At 71.3% G+C, this 13,836-nt stretch carries 23 protein-coding genes; 22 read left to right on the forward strand and 1 reads right to left on the reverse strand.

The annotated features are described in order from the left end of the window. Positions 1 to 56: 56 nt before the first annotated feature. Positions 57 to 1,541: a peptide deformylase gene (locus tag ACWF62_RS17710; protein WP_452630816.1), complete on the reverse strand. Its 1,485-nt coding sequence runs from the start codon at positions 1,539 to 1,541 to the stop codon at positions 57 to 59. A 510-nt stretch (positions 1,542 to 2,051) separates the two neighbouring features. Here ACWF62_RS17710 and ACWF62_RS17715 point away from each other — a divergent pair. The 22 genes from ACWF62_RS17715 (at position 2,052) to ACWF62_RS17820 (ending at position 13,370) form a co-directional block, all read left to right on the forward strand. After that, positions 2,052 to 2,444 (forward strand): hypothetical protein, encoded by a 393-nt coding sequence (locus tag ACWF62_RS17715; RefSeq protein WP_452630817.1) that lies wholly within the window; start codon positions 2,052 to 2,054, stop codon positions 2,442 to 2,444. A 145-nt stretch (positions 2,445 to 2,589) separates the two neighbouring features. Continuing rightward, complete coding sequence (locus tag ACWF62_RS17720) at positions 2,590 to 2,925, forward strand: hypothetical protein (protein WP_452630818.1); 336 nt, start codon at positions 2,590 to 2,592, stop codon at positions 2,923 to 2,925. Further along, a complete protein-coding gene (locus tag ACWF62_RS17725) occupies positions 2,922 to 3,401 on the forward strand; it encodes a DUF6197 family protein (RefSeq protein ID WP_452630819.1) in 480 nt (159 codons plus the stop codon). The genes ACWF62_RS17720 and ACWF62_RS17725 overlap by 4 nt, the downstream gene beginning before the upstream one ends. After that, a complete protein-coding gene (locus ACWF62_RS17730; RefSeq protein WP_452630820.1) occupies positions 3,401 to 3,553 on the forward strand; it encodes a hypothetical protein in 153 nt (50 codons plus the stop codon). Before ACWF62_RS17725 ends, ACWF62_RS17730 begins: the two co-directional genes overlap by 1 nt. A 68-nt stretch (positions 3,554 to 3,621) precedes the next feature. Further along, complete coding sequence (locus ACWF62_RS17735; protein ID WP_452630821.1) at positions 3,622 to 3,822, forward strand: hypothetical protein; 201 nt, start codon at positions 3,622 to 3,624, stop codon at positions 3,820 to 3,822. 112 nt (positions 3,823 to 3,934) lie between these two features. Next, positions 3,935 to 4,117: a hypothetical protein gene (locus ACWF62_RS17740; protein ID WP_452630822.1), complete on the forward strand. Its 183-nt coding sequence runs from the start codon at positions 3,935 to 3,937 to the stop codon at positions 4,115 to 4,117. A gap of 15 nt (positions 4,118 to 4,132) precedes the next feature. Next, a complete protein-coding gene (locus ACWF62_RS17745; RefSeq protein ID WP_452630823.1) occupies positions 4,133 to 4,384 on the forward strand; it encodes a hypothetical protein in 252 nt (83 codons plus the stop codon). Further along, positions 4,381 to 5,646 (forward strand): flotillin family protein, encoded by a 1,266-nt coding sequence (locus ACWF62_RS17750; protein WP_384851362.1) that lies wholly within the window; start codon positions 4,381 to 4,383, stop codon positions 5,644 to 5,646. The genes ACWF62_RS17745 and ACWF62_RS17750 overlap by 4 nt, the downstream gene beginning before the upstream one ends. Continuing rightward, positions 5,643 to 5,861: a hypothetical protein gene (locus ACWF62_RS17755; protein ID WP_452630824.1), complete on the forward strand. Its 219-nt coding sequence runs from the start codon at positions 5,643 to 5,645 to the stop codon at positions 5,859 to 5,861. The genes ACWF62_RS17750 and ACWF62_RS17755 overlap by 4 nt, the downstream gene beginning before the upstream one ends. A gap of 19 nt (positions 5,862 to 5,880) precedes the next feature. Then, positions 5,881 to 7,968: an FtsK/SpoIIIE domain-containing protein gene (locus ACWF62_RS17760; protein ID WP_452630825.1), complete on the forward strand. Its 2,088-nt coding sequence runs from the start codon at positions 5,881 to 5,883 to the stop codon at positions 7,966 to 7,968. Positions 7,969 to 8,171: 203 nt separating this feature from the next. Continuing rightward, complete coding sequence (locus ACWF62_RS17765; RefSeq protein ID WP_452630826.1) at positions 8,172 to 8,672, forward strand: hypothetical protein; 501 nt, start codon at positions 8,172 to 8,174, stop codon at positions 8,670 to 8,672. A 10-nt stretch (positions 8,673 to 8,682) separates the two neighbouring features. Then, entirely contained in the window at positions 8,683 to 9,015 is a 333-nt protein-coding gene (locus ACWF62_RS17770) for a hypothetical protein (protein ID WP_452630827.1), read from the forward strand. Then, the gene (locus tag ACWF62_RS17775; protein ID WP_452630828.1) at positions 9,012 to 9,683 is read left to right on the forward strand and encodes a hypothetical protein; all 672 of its coding nucleotides are present in this window, start codon (positions 9,012 to 9,014) and stop codon (positions 9,681 to 9,683) included. The genes ACWF62_RS17770 and ACWF62_RS17775 overlap by 4 nt, the downstream gene beginning before the upstream one ends. Positions 9,684 to 9,829: 146 nt before the next feature. After that, the gene (locus ACWF62_RS17780; RefSeq protein WP_452630830.1) at positions 9,830 to 10,228 is read left to right on the forward strand and encodes a DUF3307 domain-containing protein; all 399 of its coding nucleotides are present in this window, start codon (positions 9,830 to 9,832) and stop codon (positions 10,226 to 10,228) included. Next, a complete protein-coding gene (locus ACWF62_RS17785; protein ID WP_452630831.1) occupies positions 10,228 to 10,389 on the forward strand; it encodes a hypothetical protein in 162 nt (53 codons plus the stop codon). The genes ACWF62_RS17780 and ACWF62_RS17785 overlap by 1 nt, the downstream gene beginning before the upstream one ends. Positions 10,390 to 10,417: 28 nt before the next feature. Further along, a complete protein-coding gene (locus ACWF62_RS17790) occupies positions 10,418 to 11,086 on the forward strand; it encodes an NUDIX domain-containing protein (protein ID WP_452630832.1) in 669 nt (222 codons plus the stop codon). 22 nt (positions 11,087 to 11,108) lie between these two features. Further along, entirely contained in the window at positions 11,109 to 11,306 is a 198-nt protein-coding gene (locus ACWF62_RS17795; RefSeq protein ID WP_452630833.1) for a hypothetical protein, read from the forward strand. A 221-nt stretch (positions 11,307 to 11,527) separates the two neighbouring features. Then, complete coding sequence (locus ACWF62_RS17800; RefSeq protein WP_452630834.1) at positions 11,528 to 11,659, forward strand: hypothetical protein; 132 nt, start codon at positions 11,528 to 11,530, stop codon at positions 11,657 to 11,659. A 100-nt stretch (positions 11,660 to 11,759) separates the two neighbouring features. Next, a complete protein-coding gene (locus tag ACWF62_RS17805; RefSeq protein WP_452630835.1) occupies positions 11,760 to 12,218 on the forward strand; it encodes a hypothetical protein in 459 nt (152 codons plus the stop codon). A 98-nt stretch (positions 12,219 to 12,316) separates the two neighbouring features. Next, a complete protein-coding gene (locus ACWF62_RS17810; protein WP_452630836.1) occupies positions 12,317 to 12,541 on the forward strand; it encodes a hypothetical protein in 225 nt (74 codons plus the stop codon). A gap of 60 nt (positions 12,542 to 12,601) precedes the next feature. Beyond that, positions 12,602 to 12,868 (forward strand): hypothetical protein, encoded by a 267-nt coding sequence (locus ACWF62_RS17815; RefSeq protein WP_452630837.1) that lies wholly within the window; start codon positions 12,602 to 12,604, stop codon positions 12,866 to 12,868. A 94-nt stretch (positions 12,869 to 12,962) separates the two neighbouring features. Further along, positions 12,963 to 13,370 carry a hypothetical protein gene (locus ACWF62_RS17820; protein WP_452630838.1) on the forward strand — a complete coding sequence of 136 codons (408 nt, stop codon included), beginning with the start codon at positions 12,963 to 12,965 and terminating at the stop codon, positions 13,368 to 13,370. Positions 13,371 to 13,836: the final 466 nt, after the last annotated feature.

Consider the following 13,836-nt stretch of genomic DNA (forward strand, 5'->3'; position numbering starts at 1 on the left):
TGCCCGTGACTCCAGCGCATCTTGGTGCTGGAGTCACGGGCATTAGGCACCGATTCTTACCGCGCCCCGTACTGCCACTGGCTGCCGGTGCCCTTGTACTGGCTGACGGGGATCGGCTGGACGCCGGGGCGCATGCGGGCCCGGTACAGCAGGCCGTGGAGGTGGTCGACCTCGTGGGCGACGAGCCGGGCCATGCCGCGCTCGAACATGGTGATCCTCACGGAGCCGTCGATGTCCTGGTGCTCGACGCTGATGGCCATGGGCCGGGGCACCATGCCGCGCACGTCGAAGAACGAGAGACAGCCCTCGTACTGCTCGTCCGTCTCGGTGGACTCCTCGATGATCCTCGGGTTGAGCAGCGTCAGCGTCTCGCCTTCCGGTGTACGGACGATGGCGGCTGCCCGGTCGATGCCGATCTGGGGGGCGGCGACGCCCATGCCCTTGCCGAAAACGTGGACCTCGGCTGCCCGCTCGGCGGCCGAGCCGAGTTCGGCGACGACGCGCCGGGCGTCCTCGGCTTCGTCGGGCAGGGTGAACCGTCGCGCCGGCTTCTCCAGGATGGGGTCGCCCTCCTGGATCATGCCGACGCTGCGCATCTTCTCGCTGGCGGTAGCCGTCATCGTGTCCGTGGTCTCCTCCTCGGTGTTGCTGGAGCGGAATTTCCACTCCAGGCGGTATCGCGCATGCAGGGGTGGGTCATCTGTACTCCACGCGAACAACGTCCGGCCGGGGCCTTCGGTTCGAGTGATGGCGGTGCGGAAGGGTAGTGCCGCTGCCGTCATGGTGGTCTCGGTGCCCCAGACCTTGGGGGCGAGCGCGGACGGGAAGTCCAGCTGGACGCTGAGCCGTTCGGTCGGGAGGCGGACCGCCCTCTGAAACCAGTTGCCCCACTTCTCGCGGCCGACGGTGTAGCTGTACTCCAGCCACACGGACTCGCCCGGATAGAGCGGGTAGCGGCCGTGCTCATTCTCGAACAGCAGCCACAGCTCCTTGAAGGCGTCCCGGTCGTGCTGGATCTTCCAGCCGATCGGCTCGCCGTCGACCGTGGCCGCGAGGTCGATCTCTTCCCAGGTCAGAGGGTTGTCGCGGTAGTGCCGGTTGGAGCGCTCGGGGTCGCCGGGGTACCGGTCGACGCTGATGCGGATCAGGTACCGGGTGATCGGGTCCGGGCTGTCGTTGTACAGCTCCCGGCGCTGCGTCGCCCGGTACACGCTGCCGTCGAACTCCAGCCGGGTGTCCTCGTGGCGGACGATCAGGCTCGACTCGTGCGGGGCGCCGGGCTCGCTCGCCTGCTGGCGCGGGACGGCGTCTCTGCCGCCGGCCAGCTCGCGGTAGGCGTGGGCGATGGAGCCGCCCGCCTGGAGCACCCGGTCAGCAGCGCGCGCGAACGCCTCCGAGGGCCGCTGCGTGCCGCCCTCGACCTTGGAGACGTAGGACGGTCCGTACCCGACTTCCCGGGCGAGCGCGGACTGCGAGCGGCCCCGGACGTCGCGCCAGCGCTTCAGCTCGGCGCGGAAAGCGTCTTCGGCCTCGGTGGTCATCAGGTCTCCCTGTGCCTGTTCGTGATCTGTGAGTGATCGACTCTCAGCCTGCCGTCACACCCGCACCTGGAGCTTTTCTGGACGAGTCCAGTCTCCGGATGAAGGGTGTCTGATGAAACGTCAAGGCTTCTCGCCAGGGAGATGTGGTCGCCCCGCAGGTCTGGCTGGCAACTCGTCAGTCTCGTGCACCAGCCAGCGCAAGAAGGCGTTGATGTGCGAGTTCATGTCAGAGCCCACCTCCGCCACGGCCAGCTTGGCCCGCGCGTGCAGATCCGGCTCGGGGCGGTACGTCTTCGCTCGTAGGTTGTGGACTCCATGGGGCATGAGGAAATCCTCCCATGGTGGATTGCCATCGGTCCACACTTGTGGCTATGCTGGTGGACATCCACCAGGGAGCCCACTCCTACCGGACCTAGTCCGGGGCTACCTGAAAACTGAAAACGGGCCGACGCAGCGACTCCTACATCGCTGGCCGGCCCTCACCACCAGGCGTCTTTGAGAGGAATCCTGATGGCTGTCACCGATTCTACCGGTGCGTTCTCCCGCGCCGCGTTCCCCAACCTCCCCGCCGTTGCCCCGGTCTCCGTGTCGCTGGAGGCCGAGATTCTGGCGGATGCCGACACCGGCCAGCACGAGCTGGTGGTGTCCACGGACGGATACCCCGAGACTCGTTCGCCGCAGGAACTCCGCGCTGAGATCGCCGCCGCCGAGGCGCGTCTCGCCGGATTGCGGGCGCTGGCCGATCAGTACGAGGCGTACCTCGCCGGTGCTCGCCGTGAGGCCGGACTCCTTGGCGCCGCGTGCGGCGAGAAGTCCCGGGTGCGGCTGACCGCGCCGTGCACGCTGCCCGACGGGCACTCCTCCGAGCACCGCGACGACATCGGTCAGGTCTGGAGTTCCTGACCCCTCCGCCCCGGTCCCGGCGTGACGCTGCGGGATCGAATCCCGCCCGGGGCACGCAAGAACCCCTCAGCCGTCGGCGTTGCAGCGCCCGATGACGGCCGAGGGGCCTGATCCACCCACCCCTGCATGAGAGAAGGAAGATCCCGTGAAGCGTACCCGCACTTCTACCGGCGCCCGTCTGCGCGCCGTCCCCACCACCTCCCTGGTCGTCCTCGACGCGCTGTCCGACGGCGACGCCGCGACGGCCTCTCCCCGTGCTGCTGCCCGCCGGGCGTCCGTCTCGGTCGCGGATCTGACCGATGGCTACCGGGCTGATCTGGTCCTGGAGTGGCTGACCGTCCAGGGCGACAAGCTGGCCGAGCTGCGGGTGTGGGCCGACGCGGTCCGCTTCGAGCGGCTGACGGGCACCCCGGACTCCCTGACCGACGAGCTGATGGCCGCGATCGAGGGCGACATGCCGGAGATGGCGGTGGCCGCGTGAGCACCGACATCACTGTGGCCGGCGTCCGGCTGGTCGCCGAGATCGAAGCGTGGCTGGCGGCACAGGCGCCGTCCGGCCGGCCGGTGGAGCTGTCGCCTGTGGCGCGGCGGCAGGTGACGCAGCGGGTCGAGCAGATTGCCGTCGTGGCGTCGGACGATGTGCTGCGGGTGCTGGCGGACGCGACGTCGGCGCTGCTGGAGCGGGGCTGGATCCGGGGGGCGTCGTCCCGGCCGGAGGGCCTGTGCCTGTCGGGTGCGCTGGAGCACGTCAGCCGGGCAATGGAGTCCACGTGGGGCTACCAGCGGTCCTACGACGCTGGGAAGGCCGCGCAGCTGGCGGTGGAGGTCGTGCTGCTGCTGCAGGGCGTGATCCCGGTGATCTCGGCGTGGAACGACAAGCTGCAGCGTCAGCGCCACGAGGTGCTGGCTGTGCTGGCGGGCGCCCAGCAGGTCGCGGTGCGGATCGGGGGCCGGTGATGCTCGGTCCGACGATCGCCTGCACCCCCTGCAACGGCTCCGGTCAGCTCGACGTGACTGTCGTCTCCACCACCGTGTCCGGCGAGCCGCAGCAGCGTCCGGGCACCGAGCGGTGCTCCCGCTGCGGCGGCTCCGGCCGCCAGCCCGCCTGACACCTGCACCAACCCGGCCCGCGGTCTGCGGGCCGGCCACCCACCAACGCCCCTGGGAGGGGACCCGTATGTCCAAGTTCACCGATCTGCGTGACCGCTACCTCGGCCGGCCGGAGGACGTGGCCGCCGCCCGTACTGCCCGCCGCCAGCTGCACACCGAGGCCGCCGGAATCACCGACGAGACCGACCCCACCTACCTGGAGCTGAACGCGGCGTCGAACGAGGCGCACCGGAAGCTCCCGCCGGTCGGCCGCTGGCTGCGCGGCTGACCTGCCCCCGCTCCGCCCCCGGCGTGAGCCCGTGCGTCCCGGCCGTCGTCCGGGGCGGGCGGAAACCCGCCGGAGACCAACCCCCACCACCCCTGACCCGAGAGGACCCCCCGTGGCGAAGTACGTGCTCACCGCCCGCTCCCGGACCGGCAAGCCGGTCAACCAGCTCACCGGCGCCGACAGCGACTCGGTCGCCGTGTACTCGGACGCCGACCTGGCCGAGCGCCTGGCCGCCGCCGAGAACGACCCGCGCGACCTGGAAGTCACCGTCCGCCCCGCCGGCCCCACCAACTGACCCGAGAGGAACCCCATGTCCCGCACCGAACTGACCGCCCACGCCGCGGTCCTGAGCCGCCGCCTGGAGGAGGTGCACCCCGTGATGGTCGCCCCGACGCTCCTGCTGCTGGTGGTGATGGCCGCTGTGGTGGCGCTGGCGATGGTGATCGTCATTGCCGCCGCGGTGCTGACCGTGACCGCCGGCCTCACGCTGGTCGGCCTGGAGCGCACCCTGTCCGCTGCTGCCCTGTGGCGGCCGAAGAACCGGGCGGAGGTCGCCCGGTGACGACCTACGCGGAGCCCACTGAGGCCACCGAGCAGGAGCTGGCGTCCTACGCGATCGCGTCTGCCCAGGCGGATGCCCTGCGGATGGACGCGGAGGCGGACGCCGAGGCCAAGCGCATCCGCGCGCAGGGCGAGGCCGATGCCGCGCGCACCAAGGCGGTGGAGGAGGCCCGGAAGCAGGCCATCGCCAACGACAAGGCGGAGCTGGCCGCCCGGCGCCAGCGTGCCGAGCAGGAAGCGAAGATCGCTAAGGCAGAGCAGGAGCGCGAGGCGATCGAGCGCGAGACCCGGCAGCGGCGCGAGGCTGATCGGGCCGAGCAGGCGTCCGAGGAGCAGGCCGCGCAGTCGGTGGCCGCGGCTGATGGCCGGTGGCGCAAGGTCGCGATGGCGTTCTACGGCTTGTGCGGGGCGGTGGCCCTGCCGGTGCAGATGGCGGCGTTCTGGGACGAGCAGCGCCCGTACCTGCTGCTGGCTCCGGTGCTGATCGAGGTGTCGGCGCTGGTGGTCCTGATCGGCGCGTCTGCCGCTGTTACGGCCGGGCGGGCGCACTGGCACTACCGGCTGATCGCCTGGGGCTGCGCGTTCACCGCGGCCGGCATCAACCTCAAGCACGGGATGGCCGAGTTCGACACGGCCACCGCGATCGGCACTGCGCTGGCGTCGATCGCCGGCCCCGGGGTGTGGGACCTGCACGAGCACGGCCGCATCGCCAAGCGCCTGGGTCGGCCGTCGTGGCGGCAGCGCCGCGCGGACGCCAAGGCCGCGAAGAAGGCCGTCGCCGAGAAGGCCGCCGCCGAGGCGAAGTCGGCTGCCGAAGCAGCGGCTGCGGCGAAGCTCGCGGAGGAGAAGGCCGCTGCGCTCGCGGTGCTGCGTCAGCAGCAGTACGCCGAGGTCTGGAAGCACGCGGTGAAGCTGGCCGCCGCACTCGGGGAGACGACCGTCACCGAGGCGATCTGGCGGCAAGCGCACATCGACATCGAGGGTGCCGAGCCGGGTGAGGACGCGGCGACGCTGCGGGTCCGGAACACGGCCGCGCGGCGCGTGCTGGCGGCCCGTTCGGAGGCCCCTGGGGAGCGGCCCATCAAGGTCACATCAGCCCAGCGTGTTCCACAAATCCCCCCGGTCTCGAACAAGGGCTCTGGGCGGGGCTCGAAGACTGGTCCGAAGGTGCGTGGTGTGCGCCGTCCCGGTGACACCGCGCCGTACTCCAAGGCGGCCCGCACGGCTGCCGCGGAGACCGCCCGAGAGGCGGCTGCGAAGTGACCGCCGCCCAGCCGTCCCCGCCGCGTTGGTGGGCGCACCCGCTGCTGATCCCCGCGGCTCCGGTCGCGTCCTGCTCGCTGTTCGTCCTGCCGGGCGAGCGCGGGTGGGGCCCGGCCGCCCTGATCGCCGTTCTGATCCTCGCCGCCGCTCTCGCTGGTGGCGTCGTCCTCGACAGCGCCGGCCCGCGCCGGCGCCGCACCTCTGACCCGTCCTGACCTGACCGGAGTGCACCCCATGTCTCACGCCACCGTCCCGCCCGCCGAGACCACCACCGAACTGCCGCCCGGGGTGGCCGACCTGACTGCCCGTCTCCGCGAGCGGGGCATGCCGGTCGCTGCCCAGACCGTCGTGCAGACGACCCCGGCCGGGGTGCCGGACCTGTCCACCGGCACGGTGCAGATGCCCGTCGTCGAGCACCGGCCGTCCCGTGGTGCCGCGTTCGTCGGCGGCTCGCTCCGCGTCGCGGCGACCACCGGCATCGGCGCAGCCTCCCTCGCCCGCCAGGTATTGGACTACCAGCAGGCCAGGGAGTTCGGCCGGGCCATCCGCCAGGCCCGCGACCTGGAGCGGGCGGGCGGCGACGTCGCGGAGCTGGAGGCGCTGGTCGTACAGCTGCGGGCCGAGCGCCGCCAGGTGCAGCACGCCCGCCACCGCGAGCCCGCCACGATCCTCGGCGCCGCCACCGCCACCGGATACGCCGGTGCCCTGGTCGGCATCGCGTCCGCCTGGTCCGTTGCCCTGGTCGTCCCGGCGCTGCTGCCGCTGTGGCTGCTGCTGTACGTCGCCGGGCGGCGGGAGCTGGCGGACCGGGAGCGGCCGGTGGTCATCCCGGGGCAGGTCGTGGAGCAGGCGCAGGCCGTGGTGGCGGAGGCGACCGAGGGGTCACCGGTGGACTCCATGCTGGCCGAGGCGATCCGCATGACGAAAGTCGTTGGCGCCGACCAGGAGATCACTCAGGTCGGCATGACCCGCCACTACCCGCAGACGCCGTCCTCTCCTTCTGCCATCGAGATCGTGCTCGACCTCCCGCTCGGGGCCGAGGCCAAGGACCTCGTCAAGAAGACCGGCACCATCGCCTCCGGGCTCAACCGCGGCAAGGCGCAGGTCGACATCGAGCTGTTCGAGACGAACGCGCGCCGCCTCAGCCTGTATGTGGCCGACGGGCTGCCGTTCACCTCGGATGAGGTGCCGTCGGGCCCGCTGCTGGAGATGGCCCTGCGCGGGCGCCCCGTCGACTTCTTCGGGCCGGTCTCGGTCGGCACGTCCGTGCGCGGCGCCGACCGGACGGTGCCGTCGCTGATCGAGCGGTCGATGCTCATCGGCGGCGAGCCGGGCGCCGGCAAGTCGGTGGCCGCGTTCTGCGTGCTGCTGGCGGCCGTCCTGGACCCGATGGTCAAGCTGTGGCTGGTCGATGGCAAGGGCATCGGCGGCAACCTGAAGAAGCTCCGTCACCTGGCCAATCGGTACGACGACTCGACCGACCCGGAGGTGTTCGACGCGGTGCTGGATGACCTCAGGGTCGAGATGCAGCGCCGCATCGCGAAGCTGAACGACCTGGGCGAGGAGAAGATCACCCGAGAGCTGACGAAGGCGCACCCGGACCTGTACCCGCTGGTCTTCTTCATCGACGAGCTGAAGGAGTACACGTCGGCCTTCGACGACAAGATGGCCAAGCGGCTCACCCAGAAGCTGATCTCTCTGGTCTCCCTGGCGCGGGCCGCCGGGGTCATCACGATCGCGTGCACGCAGAAGCCGAGCGTGGACGTGGTGAAGTCCTCGCTGCGTGACCTGCTCGGGGTTCGGTGGGCCCTGCGGTGCGCGACGAAGGAGGCGTCGGACACGATCCTGCCCGGCATGTCCGGCCTGGGCATCAGCGCCCACCGCATCAGTGCGACGCAACGCGGCGCCGGCTACCTGAACTCCAGCGGCGTCGAGGCGGAGTTCCTGAGGTCCCACTTCTACAGCCCGGACGACATCAAGACCATCATCGCCGCTGCCACCGAGCTGAGGGGCGCCGCCAAGACCCTGCCCGAGGAGCCCGCCCCGGCTGGGGTGATGGACCTGATCCTGAAGGCGTTCTCCGAGGCATCCGACCCCGAGTACCTGACGACTGCCGATCTTCTGGCGGCGCTGGCCCGGATCGCTCCGGGGCCGTGGGCGGACGTCGCCTCCCGCGACTCGCGGGCGGCCGGACGGGAGCTGTCCCGAGCGATTGCCGCAGGCCTGCCGAAGGGCAAGTCGCTGTCGTCAGTGGAGCGTTCCTGGGGCCGCGGGTACCTCCGCGCCGATGCCCTCGCCGCTGCCGGTATTGCCCCGAATTGATCCATGAGATGGCCATGCGACGACATGCGACGCCGCAGGTCACAGACGCGACGCGTCACGCGACGGCCGGTCGCTTCACGCGACGGCGTCGCGTGAGATCGGCGCCCATCGCATAGCCCATCGCGTGCCTGACCTGCGGCGTCGCGTGGCCATCTCGTAGCCATCGCATACACATACCACCACAAACCCCCCTGGAGCTGATCATGACCATGCCGACCCCTTACCGCCCCGCCGAGTACCCGATGGCCGCCCAGCAGGCCCCCGTGGAGGGGCAGATCGTCCCGGCGGCCGAGGGCCCGATGGTGTGGGCCGCTCAGCCCGGCGGCGGGTGGGTCGTCACCCCGAGAGCGGCGATCCCGGCCCACCTGCTGCCACCGGAGCCGACCCCGGCGCGCGACCTGTCGCCGCAGCCGATCATCGACCCCCGCGCGCAGGTGCTCGCCGCCGGCGGGGTCGGAGTGGGCGTCGCCGGGTGGGGGCTGGGTCAGGTGCTGACCGCCATGGCCGGGATGGGTGCCGCCGCGGTCGGGGCGCTGGCGCTGCTGATCCTCGCGGTGCGGATGCCCGCCCCGGGGCGCCGCGGTACCGGATCCGGCAGCGAGCAGCAGCCGCAGCAGCGGGGCGGCGACACCTACTACGTCACCAACTCCACGACCGTCACCACGACGGTCCGGCCGTTCGGCCGGAACACCAACCACATCTGAGGAGATCACCATGTTGACTGCTATCCGTCGCCGCCTGTTCGGCGCGCACGCCCTCACCAACCGCGCCGACCTGCGCGAGGCCCTCGACTCCTACGCCACCCACCCGGCCAACCTGACGACCACGTTGGAGAGCGCGCTCGCCTTCCAGCCCGGCCTCACTCACGAGCACGCGCGGGCCGCTGACCTGACCGCCTACCTCGGCACCCTCGCGAAGCGCGCTGGCGAGCTGGGCGAGGCCGACCTCGCCTACCACCTCGGCACCGCCGCCGAGCTGGCGGACGCCCTCCAGGCGGCGGTGCGCGAGGCCGCCCTGGCGACCGTGCCGGCGGAGGTAACGGCGTGACCGCGGTGACGTTCGCGGGCCGGCCGACCGTTGGCGGGGTGCCGCTGCGGTGCCCCGGCTCGGGCGCGGGGAAGGCCCCGTCACGGATGACGCTGCTGCTGACCGGGGCTCAGGTGCGGGCGAAGTGCGGCGGGAAGCACGGGACCGCAGGGGAGAAGAAGGAGTGCTTCTGGGTCGTGCCTGGGGTCACCGGTGCCGACTTGGCGATGCTGGCCAAGGCCCCGGCCGGGAAGGTCGAGGTGGCGCTGGCCTCGGGCAAGGTCCTCACCGGGAAGCTGCTGCCGGTCGAGGAGAAGAAGCAAGGCGGCAAGGAGAAAGACGGCATCTTCGGCCGCCTCATGGCTGCCGCGAAGCCGAAGCCGCCGGGCAAGGCTGCGGCCACGGTTCCCGCGAAGGCGGCGCCTTCGTCCCTGCTGGCTCCCCGGGCAGCCGGGAGGCAGGGCGGTGGAACGGCGGTGGCGGCATTCGGGGCGCTCGCCGCAGCAGCTACGGCGGTTGGCCAGACCGCGCGGGCCACCGCCGACATCGTCGGGTCCGGGGCCAGCGTCACGCGGGAGTTCACCGGCGTCGTGCGGGACGGCATCAGGGCCGTCGACAACGCGGGCGCCCGGGACCTCGTCCGGCACACACAGCAGCAGGCGCCGGCACCGACACCGAAGGGGACGTGAGCGCCGCCACCCCCCGAACGCCCGCCAGCGGGCAGAGCGGCCTCCCCGATCCCGGGAGGCTGGAAACACAACAGGGCGGCCCGTGCGCCTGGCAGTGAACGGGCCGCCCCCACCTCCCACCGGCATCAACCAGCAGAGGAATCCCCATGTTCGCAGAACTCGTCGTGCTGCTCTACGTCGGCCATCTCGCCGCCGACTACCCCGGCCAAACCGATCACCAGTCCGCCCACAAGGCCGAGCGGACCCTGACCGGCTGGGTCGCCAACGCCACGCACGCCGCCACGCACGTGCTGATCTGCGGCGCCTTACTCGTCCTGGGCGCCCTGGTCCTCGACGAGGTCACCCTTCAGCCCCTGCCGACCGTGATCGCCCTGGCCTGGATCGGCGCGACGCACTCCGTCATCGACCGCCGCTGGCCTGTCCGCTGGTGGATGGAGCACACCGGGCAGAAGGAGTTCCTCCGGCACGGCGGGGCGGCGCACGTGGACCAGACCGCGCACGTCATCGCCCTCGTGGCCGCCGCGCTGTTCCTGGCGGCGATCTGATGCGGCGCCAGCAGTACACCGTCGAAACGACGCAGGACACCCCCCGCAGCCGGGCGGAGTACACCGTCGTTGACCCCGACGGCGAATACCAGCAGACCTACCGCACCGAGGCCGCCGCCCGGGCTGCCGCCGAGCGCGCTAACCGGCGCCGCACCCGCTGATCAACCCACCGCGAAGGAGAGACCCGTCATGAGCGAGTACGCCCCCGAGGACATCACCCCGCCCGAGCTGCTGCCGACCGCCCTCGCACGCCACGTGCCCACCTGGGCCGAGGCCGCGCCCACCCCGGACGACGTCACCGACTGGCACGAGCGGCAGGCGTCCGCGCTCGTGCCGTTCACCCTCGACGCGCGGGGCTGGCCGATGCACCCCTACGGCCCCACCGGACGCGTCGGCCGCAACCTCGGCAAGTGGGGCGAGAACGCCGCCGCCGACCCCATCGTGGTCGCGGGCGCCGGTGAGGATCGGCGCGTGCTGCTGATCACCCGGGACGACATCCAGGTGGAGGCGATCCCCGGCGGGATGGTGGATCCGGGCGAGACCGCGCCGGCCGCCCTCGTGCGCGAGCTGCGCGAGGAGACCGGCGTCGACCTGGCCGACCATGACCCGGTGATCCTGGGCCGGGACATCGTGGACGACTGGCGCCAGTCGGACCACGCCTGGGTCGCCTCTACCAGCGCGCTGTACCTGCTGCCCACCACCGTGACCGCCGTAGCGGGAGACGACGCGGCCGACGCCAACTGGTGGCCGTTCAGCAGCCTCGACCAGCTCAACGCAGCGATCACCGCCGCCGGACGCACCCTCTACAGCGCCCACCGCCCCCTGCTCCAGCACGCGCTCGACTACCTCAACCACTGAAGGGAGAGCCACCATGGCTCGCATGACCCAGCGCATCGGCAACACCGAGTTCCGCACCGAGGACGGCCGGACCACGGCCACCGGCCCCAACGGCACGATCGAACTCGCCAACGGCGAGACCTACACGGACCCCGACACGGGCGCTAAGGTGACCCCGCGCGGTGACAGCGTCCACATCACCGGGAACATCAACGGCGGCTTCACGATGGACTTCAGCTGAGCCACCGGCCCGCCCCGACACCGGGGCGGGCCTTGGTCACGGGTGGGCAACGGCCGGCGCCGAGACCGAGCGTTCGGGCCCGGAGTCCCCAATCACTCCGTGAGGGGCAGAGGCCGCCCCCAACTGCCCGCCCTCGGCTTGGACGCTGGGGGCGGAATCCCACATAACTCTGTGAGGCCCCGGAGAGCCCGGGGCCTCTTCTTCATGGATTGGAGAACTACATGTTCAAGTTCACCCGCATCACCGGACCGATGGACGCGGCCGAGTTCGTCAGGCGGCTCCAGGCCGGCGAGGTCCTGTACTGGGTCGAGTGGGCGCCGGGCCCGGGGAGGGTGGTGCTCGTCATCCGGTGACGGGTCGGCCCGCCGTGGAGACGCGGCGGGCCACCCTGCGTCGGAATGCGAGACCATCGACGTCTCGCCCGGGACAACGACCATCCCCAGAGGAGCATCCATGGGCTTCCCCGAGAGGTTCCGCGACGGCTGGCGCCAGGCCAAGGCCACGCAAGAGCTGGCCAGACTCGTATTGGAGGAGCGCCTCGCGGAGCGCGCCGCCCTTCTCGGAGACCAACTCGGCGACGGCGAGGAACTGCTCGCCAGCAGTGCCGGCCTGCTCACCTTCGAGAAGCCGGGCGACGGCCGCTCCATGGCGGGTTTGATCGACGAGTACGTACAGGAGCCGGAGGGCGACTTCGTCCTCACCGGCAGCGCTCTGTACTACGTCGTTCCCGAAGGGAGGGTGCTGCGCATCTCGCTCCGCGACGTGCAGGATGTCCAGATTCACCGATCGCCGTCCCACCCACGGTTGCGCAACGTGTGGATCACCGCAGGGAATGGCGATGTCTGTATCGCGGAGGTCGGCGTCGTGTTCGCCAAGCAGGTCCGCAAGGCACGTCGCAATGCCCCTGCTTGACCTCTGACCTGCGCGAGCGTATCGTCTGCTCAACTTGTTCTTCGTGTGACTTGAGGGCCATCCACCGGGTGGCCCTTTCGCATGCCCAGGGAGGTCTGATGCCCACCCTGATCCCGGAGGATCTCGCCACGCACCTCACTGGCCGGCCAGGGTCGACGATCCGCCGGTGGGCAGCCGAAGGGCGGATCTCCCGGCACGGCTCTGGCCGCGGGCAGGTCCGGTACGACGCCGACGAGTTGCCGCCGAAGGTGGTGGACGAGTGGACCGGAGCGGTCACCCCCGCCGCGGCCCCGCCGGTGCCTCAGCGGGCGCGGACGGGGTGATGCGACGTTCGTCGCGCCGCGTGCGACATAGCTGCGACAGGCGCCTGTCAGCCTGGGTACATGGACATCACCGAACCGCGCGAGCAACTCGCCTACCTCATCTACCGCTGGGACGAGACCACCGTCGAGCAGCGACCCACCGACGCCTACGACGCCCTCGTCGACCAGATCATCATGCACAGCGACGCCAGCATCGCCGACACCTGGATGCTGATCTACCTCACCTACCGGTGGGACCAGGAGACCAGCAGCCCGCGCCGCCGGACGGACTACCTCGCGCTCGCCGACCAGATCCTCTCCGCCGTCGCACAGCCGCAGATGGCCTGACCAGCCGCCGCCGTCCGGGAAGGGCCGGGCGGCGGCGCATCACAGTCCCGTCACACCGCCCACACGGGTCGTGGCGGTGCGGGAGGGTGACGGGATGACACATCGCACCCGCATCATGACCGTCACCGCCGCTGCTATCGCCTCGCTCCTGCTCGCCGGATGCGGAGGGGACGACAACAGCACGACCGACGACGCCCCGGCGGCAGCGGTCCCCGAGTACACCGTGACCAACGAGGAGCGCGGCAAGATCGCGTCCGCCGACCTGGTCATCCCCGACGCCACCATCGAATCGGCATCGGCCGCCATCGAGGACTACGCCTCCGGCATCGACGGCGCGGACACCGCCACCATCACGGTCGTCAGGGACGATGCCGATGCGGTGTTCGTCTGCCGAGGTGAGTGGGTCATCGACGAGCAGGCGTCCCAGCTGTACACCGGAGGCAGGGTCACGGCCGACTCGTGGCCGGCGCTGGACCTCAACTGCCCTGACCCCAAGGGCTGAGCAGTGCCCCGGGGGGTGGTCATGCCGAGCAGGCCACCCCGCGTGTGCATGAGGTGTAGGGGTACGGTCCCGGCGGGACGCCCCTGCCCGGGGTGTGCCCCCGAGGTCGCCCGGCAGGCTGATCGCGCTCGTGGTAACAGCCATCGGCGCGGCTATGGCAAGACGCATCGGCGGCGCTTCCGCGCGGCCGTGCTGGCGCGCGATCCGGTGTGCCGGTGCGACGAGTCGTGCGTCTCGCGCGGCGTGCTGCTGCACGAGGCTGGCGATTGCGACGAGGTGTCCGGGGTGGCGGACCACTGGCCCCGGACCCGGCGTCAGCTCGTTGCTGATGGTGACGATCCTGACGACCCAGTTCACGGGCGCGGGCTGTGCAAGGGCTGCCATGACCGCCACACTGCGCGATCTTCGCCTGGTGGGTGGCACAGGGGGTAGGGCGTCCGCATCACGAAAACGGACATTGCGGGCG

The organism is Rhodococcus sp. NPDC054953 (genome assembly GCF_053609225.1).

Excerpts from the sequence above, each read along its gene's own strand:
- ACWF62_RS17795 (WP_452630833.1), top strand. The coding sequence starts at position 11,109 with ATGACCCAGCGCATCGGCAACACCGAGTTCCGCACCGAGGACGGCCGG.
- ACWF62_RS17790 (WP_452630832.1), top strand. The coding sequence starts at position 10,418 with ATGAGCGAGTACGCCCCCGAGGACATCACCCCGCCCGAGCTGCTGCCG.
- ACWF62_RS17730 (WP_452630820.1), top strand. The coding sequence starts at position 3,401 with ATGCTCGGTCCGACGATCGCCTGCACCCCCTGCAACGGCTCCGGTCAG.
- ACWF62_RS17745 (WP_452630823.1), top strand. The coding sequence starts at position 4,133 with ATGTCCCGCACCGAACTGACCGCCCACGCCGCGGTCCTGAGCCGCCGC.
- ACWF62_RS17770 (WP_452630827.1), top strand. The coding sequence starts at position 8,683 with ATGTTGACTGCTATCCGTCGCCGCCTGTTCGGCGCGCACGCCCTCACC.
- ACWF62_RS17810 (WP_452630836.1), top strand. The coding sequence starts at position 12,317 with ATGCCCACCCTGATCCCGGAGGATCTCGCCACGCACCTCACTGGCCGG.
- ACWF62_RS17815 (WP_452630837.1), top strand. The coding sequence starts at position 12,602 with ATGGACATCACCGAACCGCGCGAGCAACTCGCCTACCTCATCTACCGC.
- ACWF62_RS17785 (WP_452630831.1), top strand. The coding sequence starts at position 10,228 with ATGCGGCGCCAGCAGTACACCGTCGAAACGACGCAGGACACCCCCCGC.
- ACWF62_RS17820 (WP_452630838.1), top strand. The coding sequence starts at position 12,963 with ATGACACATCGCACCCGCATCATGACCGTCACCGCCGCTGCTATCGCC.
- ACWF62_RS17800 (WP_452630834.1), top strand. The coding sequence starts at position 11,528 with ATGTTCAAGTTCACCCGCATCACCGGACCGATGGACGCGGCCGAGTTC.
- ACWF62_RS17710 (WP_452630816.1), bottom strand. The coding sequence starts at position 1,541 with ATGACCACCGAGGCCGAAGACGCTTTCCGCGCCGAGCTGAAGCGCTGG.
- ACWF62_RS17735 (WP_452630821.1), top strand. The coding sequence starts at position 3,622 with ATGTCCAAGTTCACCGATCTGCGTGACCGCTACCTCGGCCGGCCGGAG.
- ACWF62_RS17765 (WP_452630826.1), top strand. The coding sequence starts at position 8,172 with ATGACCATGCCGACCCCTTACCGCCCCGCCGAGTACCCGATGGCCGCC.
- ACWF62_RS17805 (WP_452630835.1), top strand. The coding sequence starts at position 11,760 with ATGGGCTTCCCCGAGAGGTTCCGCGACGGCTGGCGCCAGGCCAAGGCC.
- ACWF62_RS17715 (WP_452630817.1), top strand. The coding sequence starts at position 2,052 with ATGGCTGTCACCGATTCTACCGGTGCGTTCTCCCGCGCCGCGTTCCCC.
- ACWF62_RS17780 (WP_452630830.1), top strand. The coding sequence starts at position 9,830 with ATGTTCGCAGAACTCGTCGTGCTGCTCTACGTCGGCCATCTCGCCGCC.
- ACWF62_RS17760 (WP_452630825.1), top strand. The coding sequence starts at position 5,881 with ATGTCTCACGCCACCGTCCCGCCCGCCGAGACCACCACCGAACTGCCG.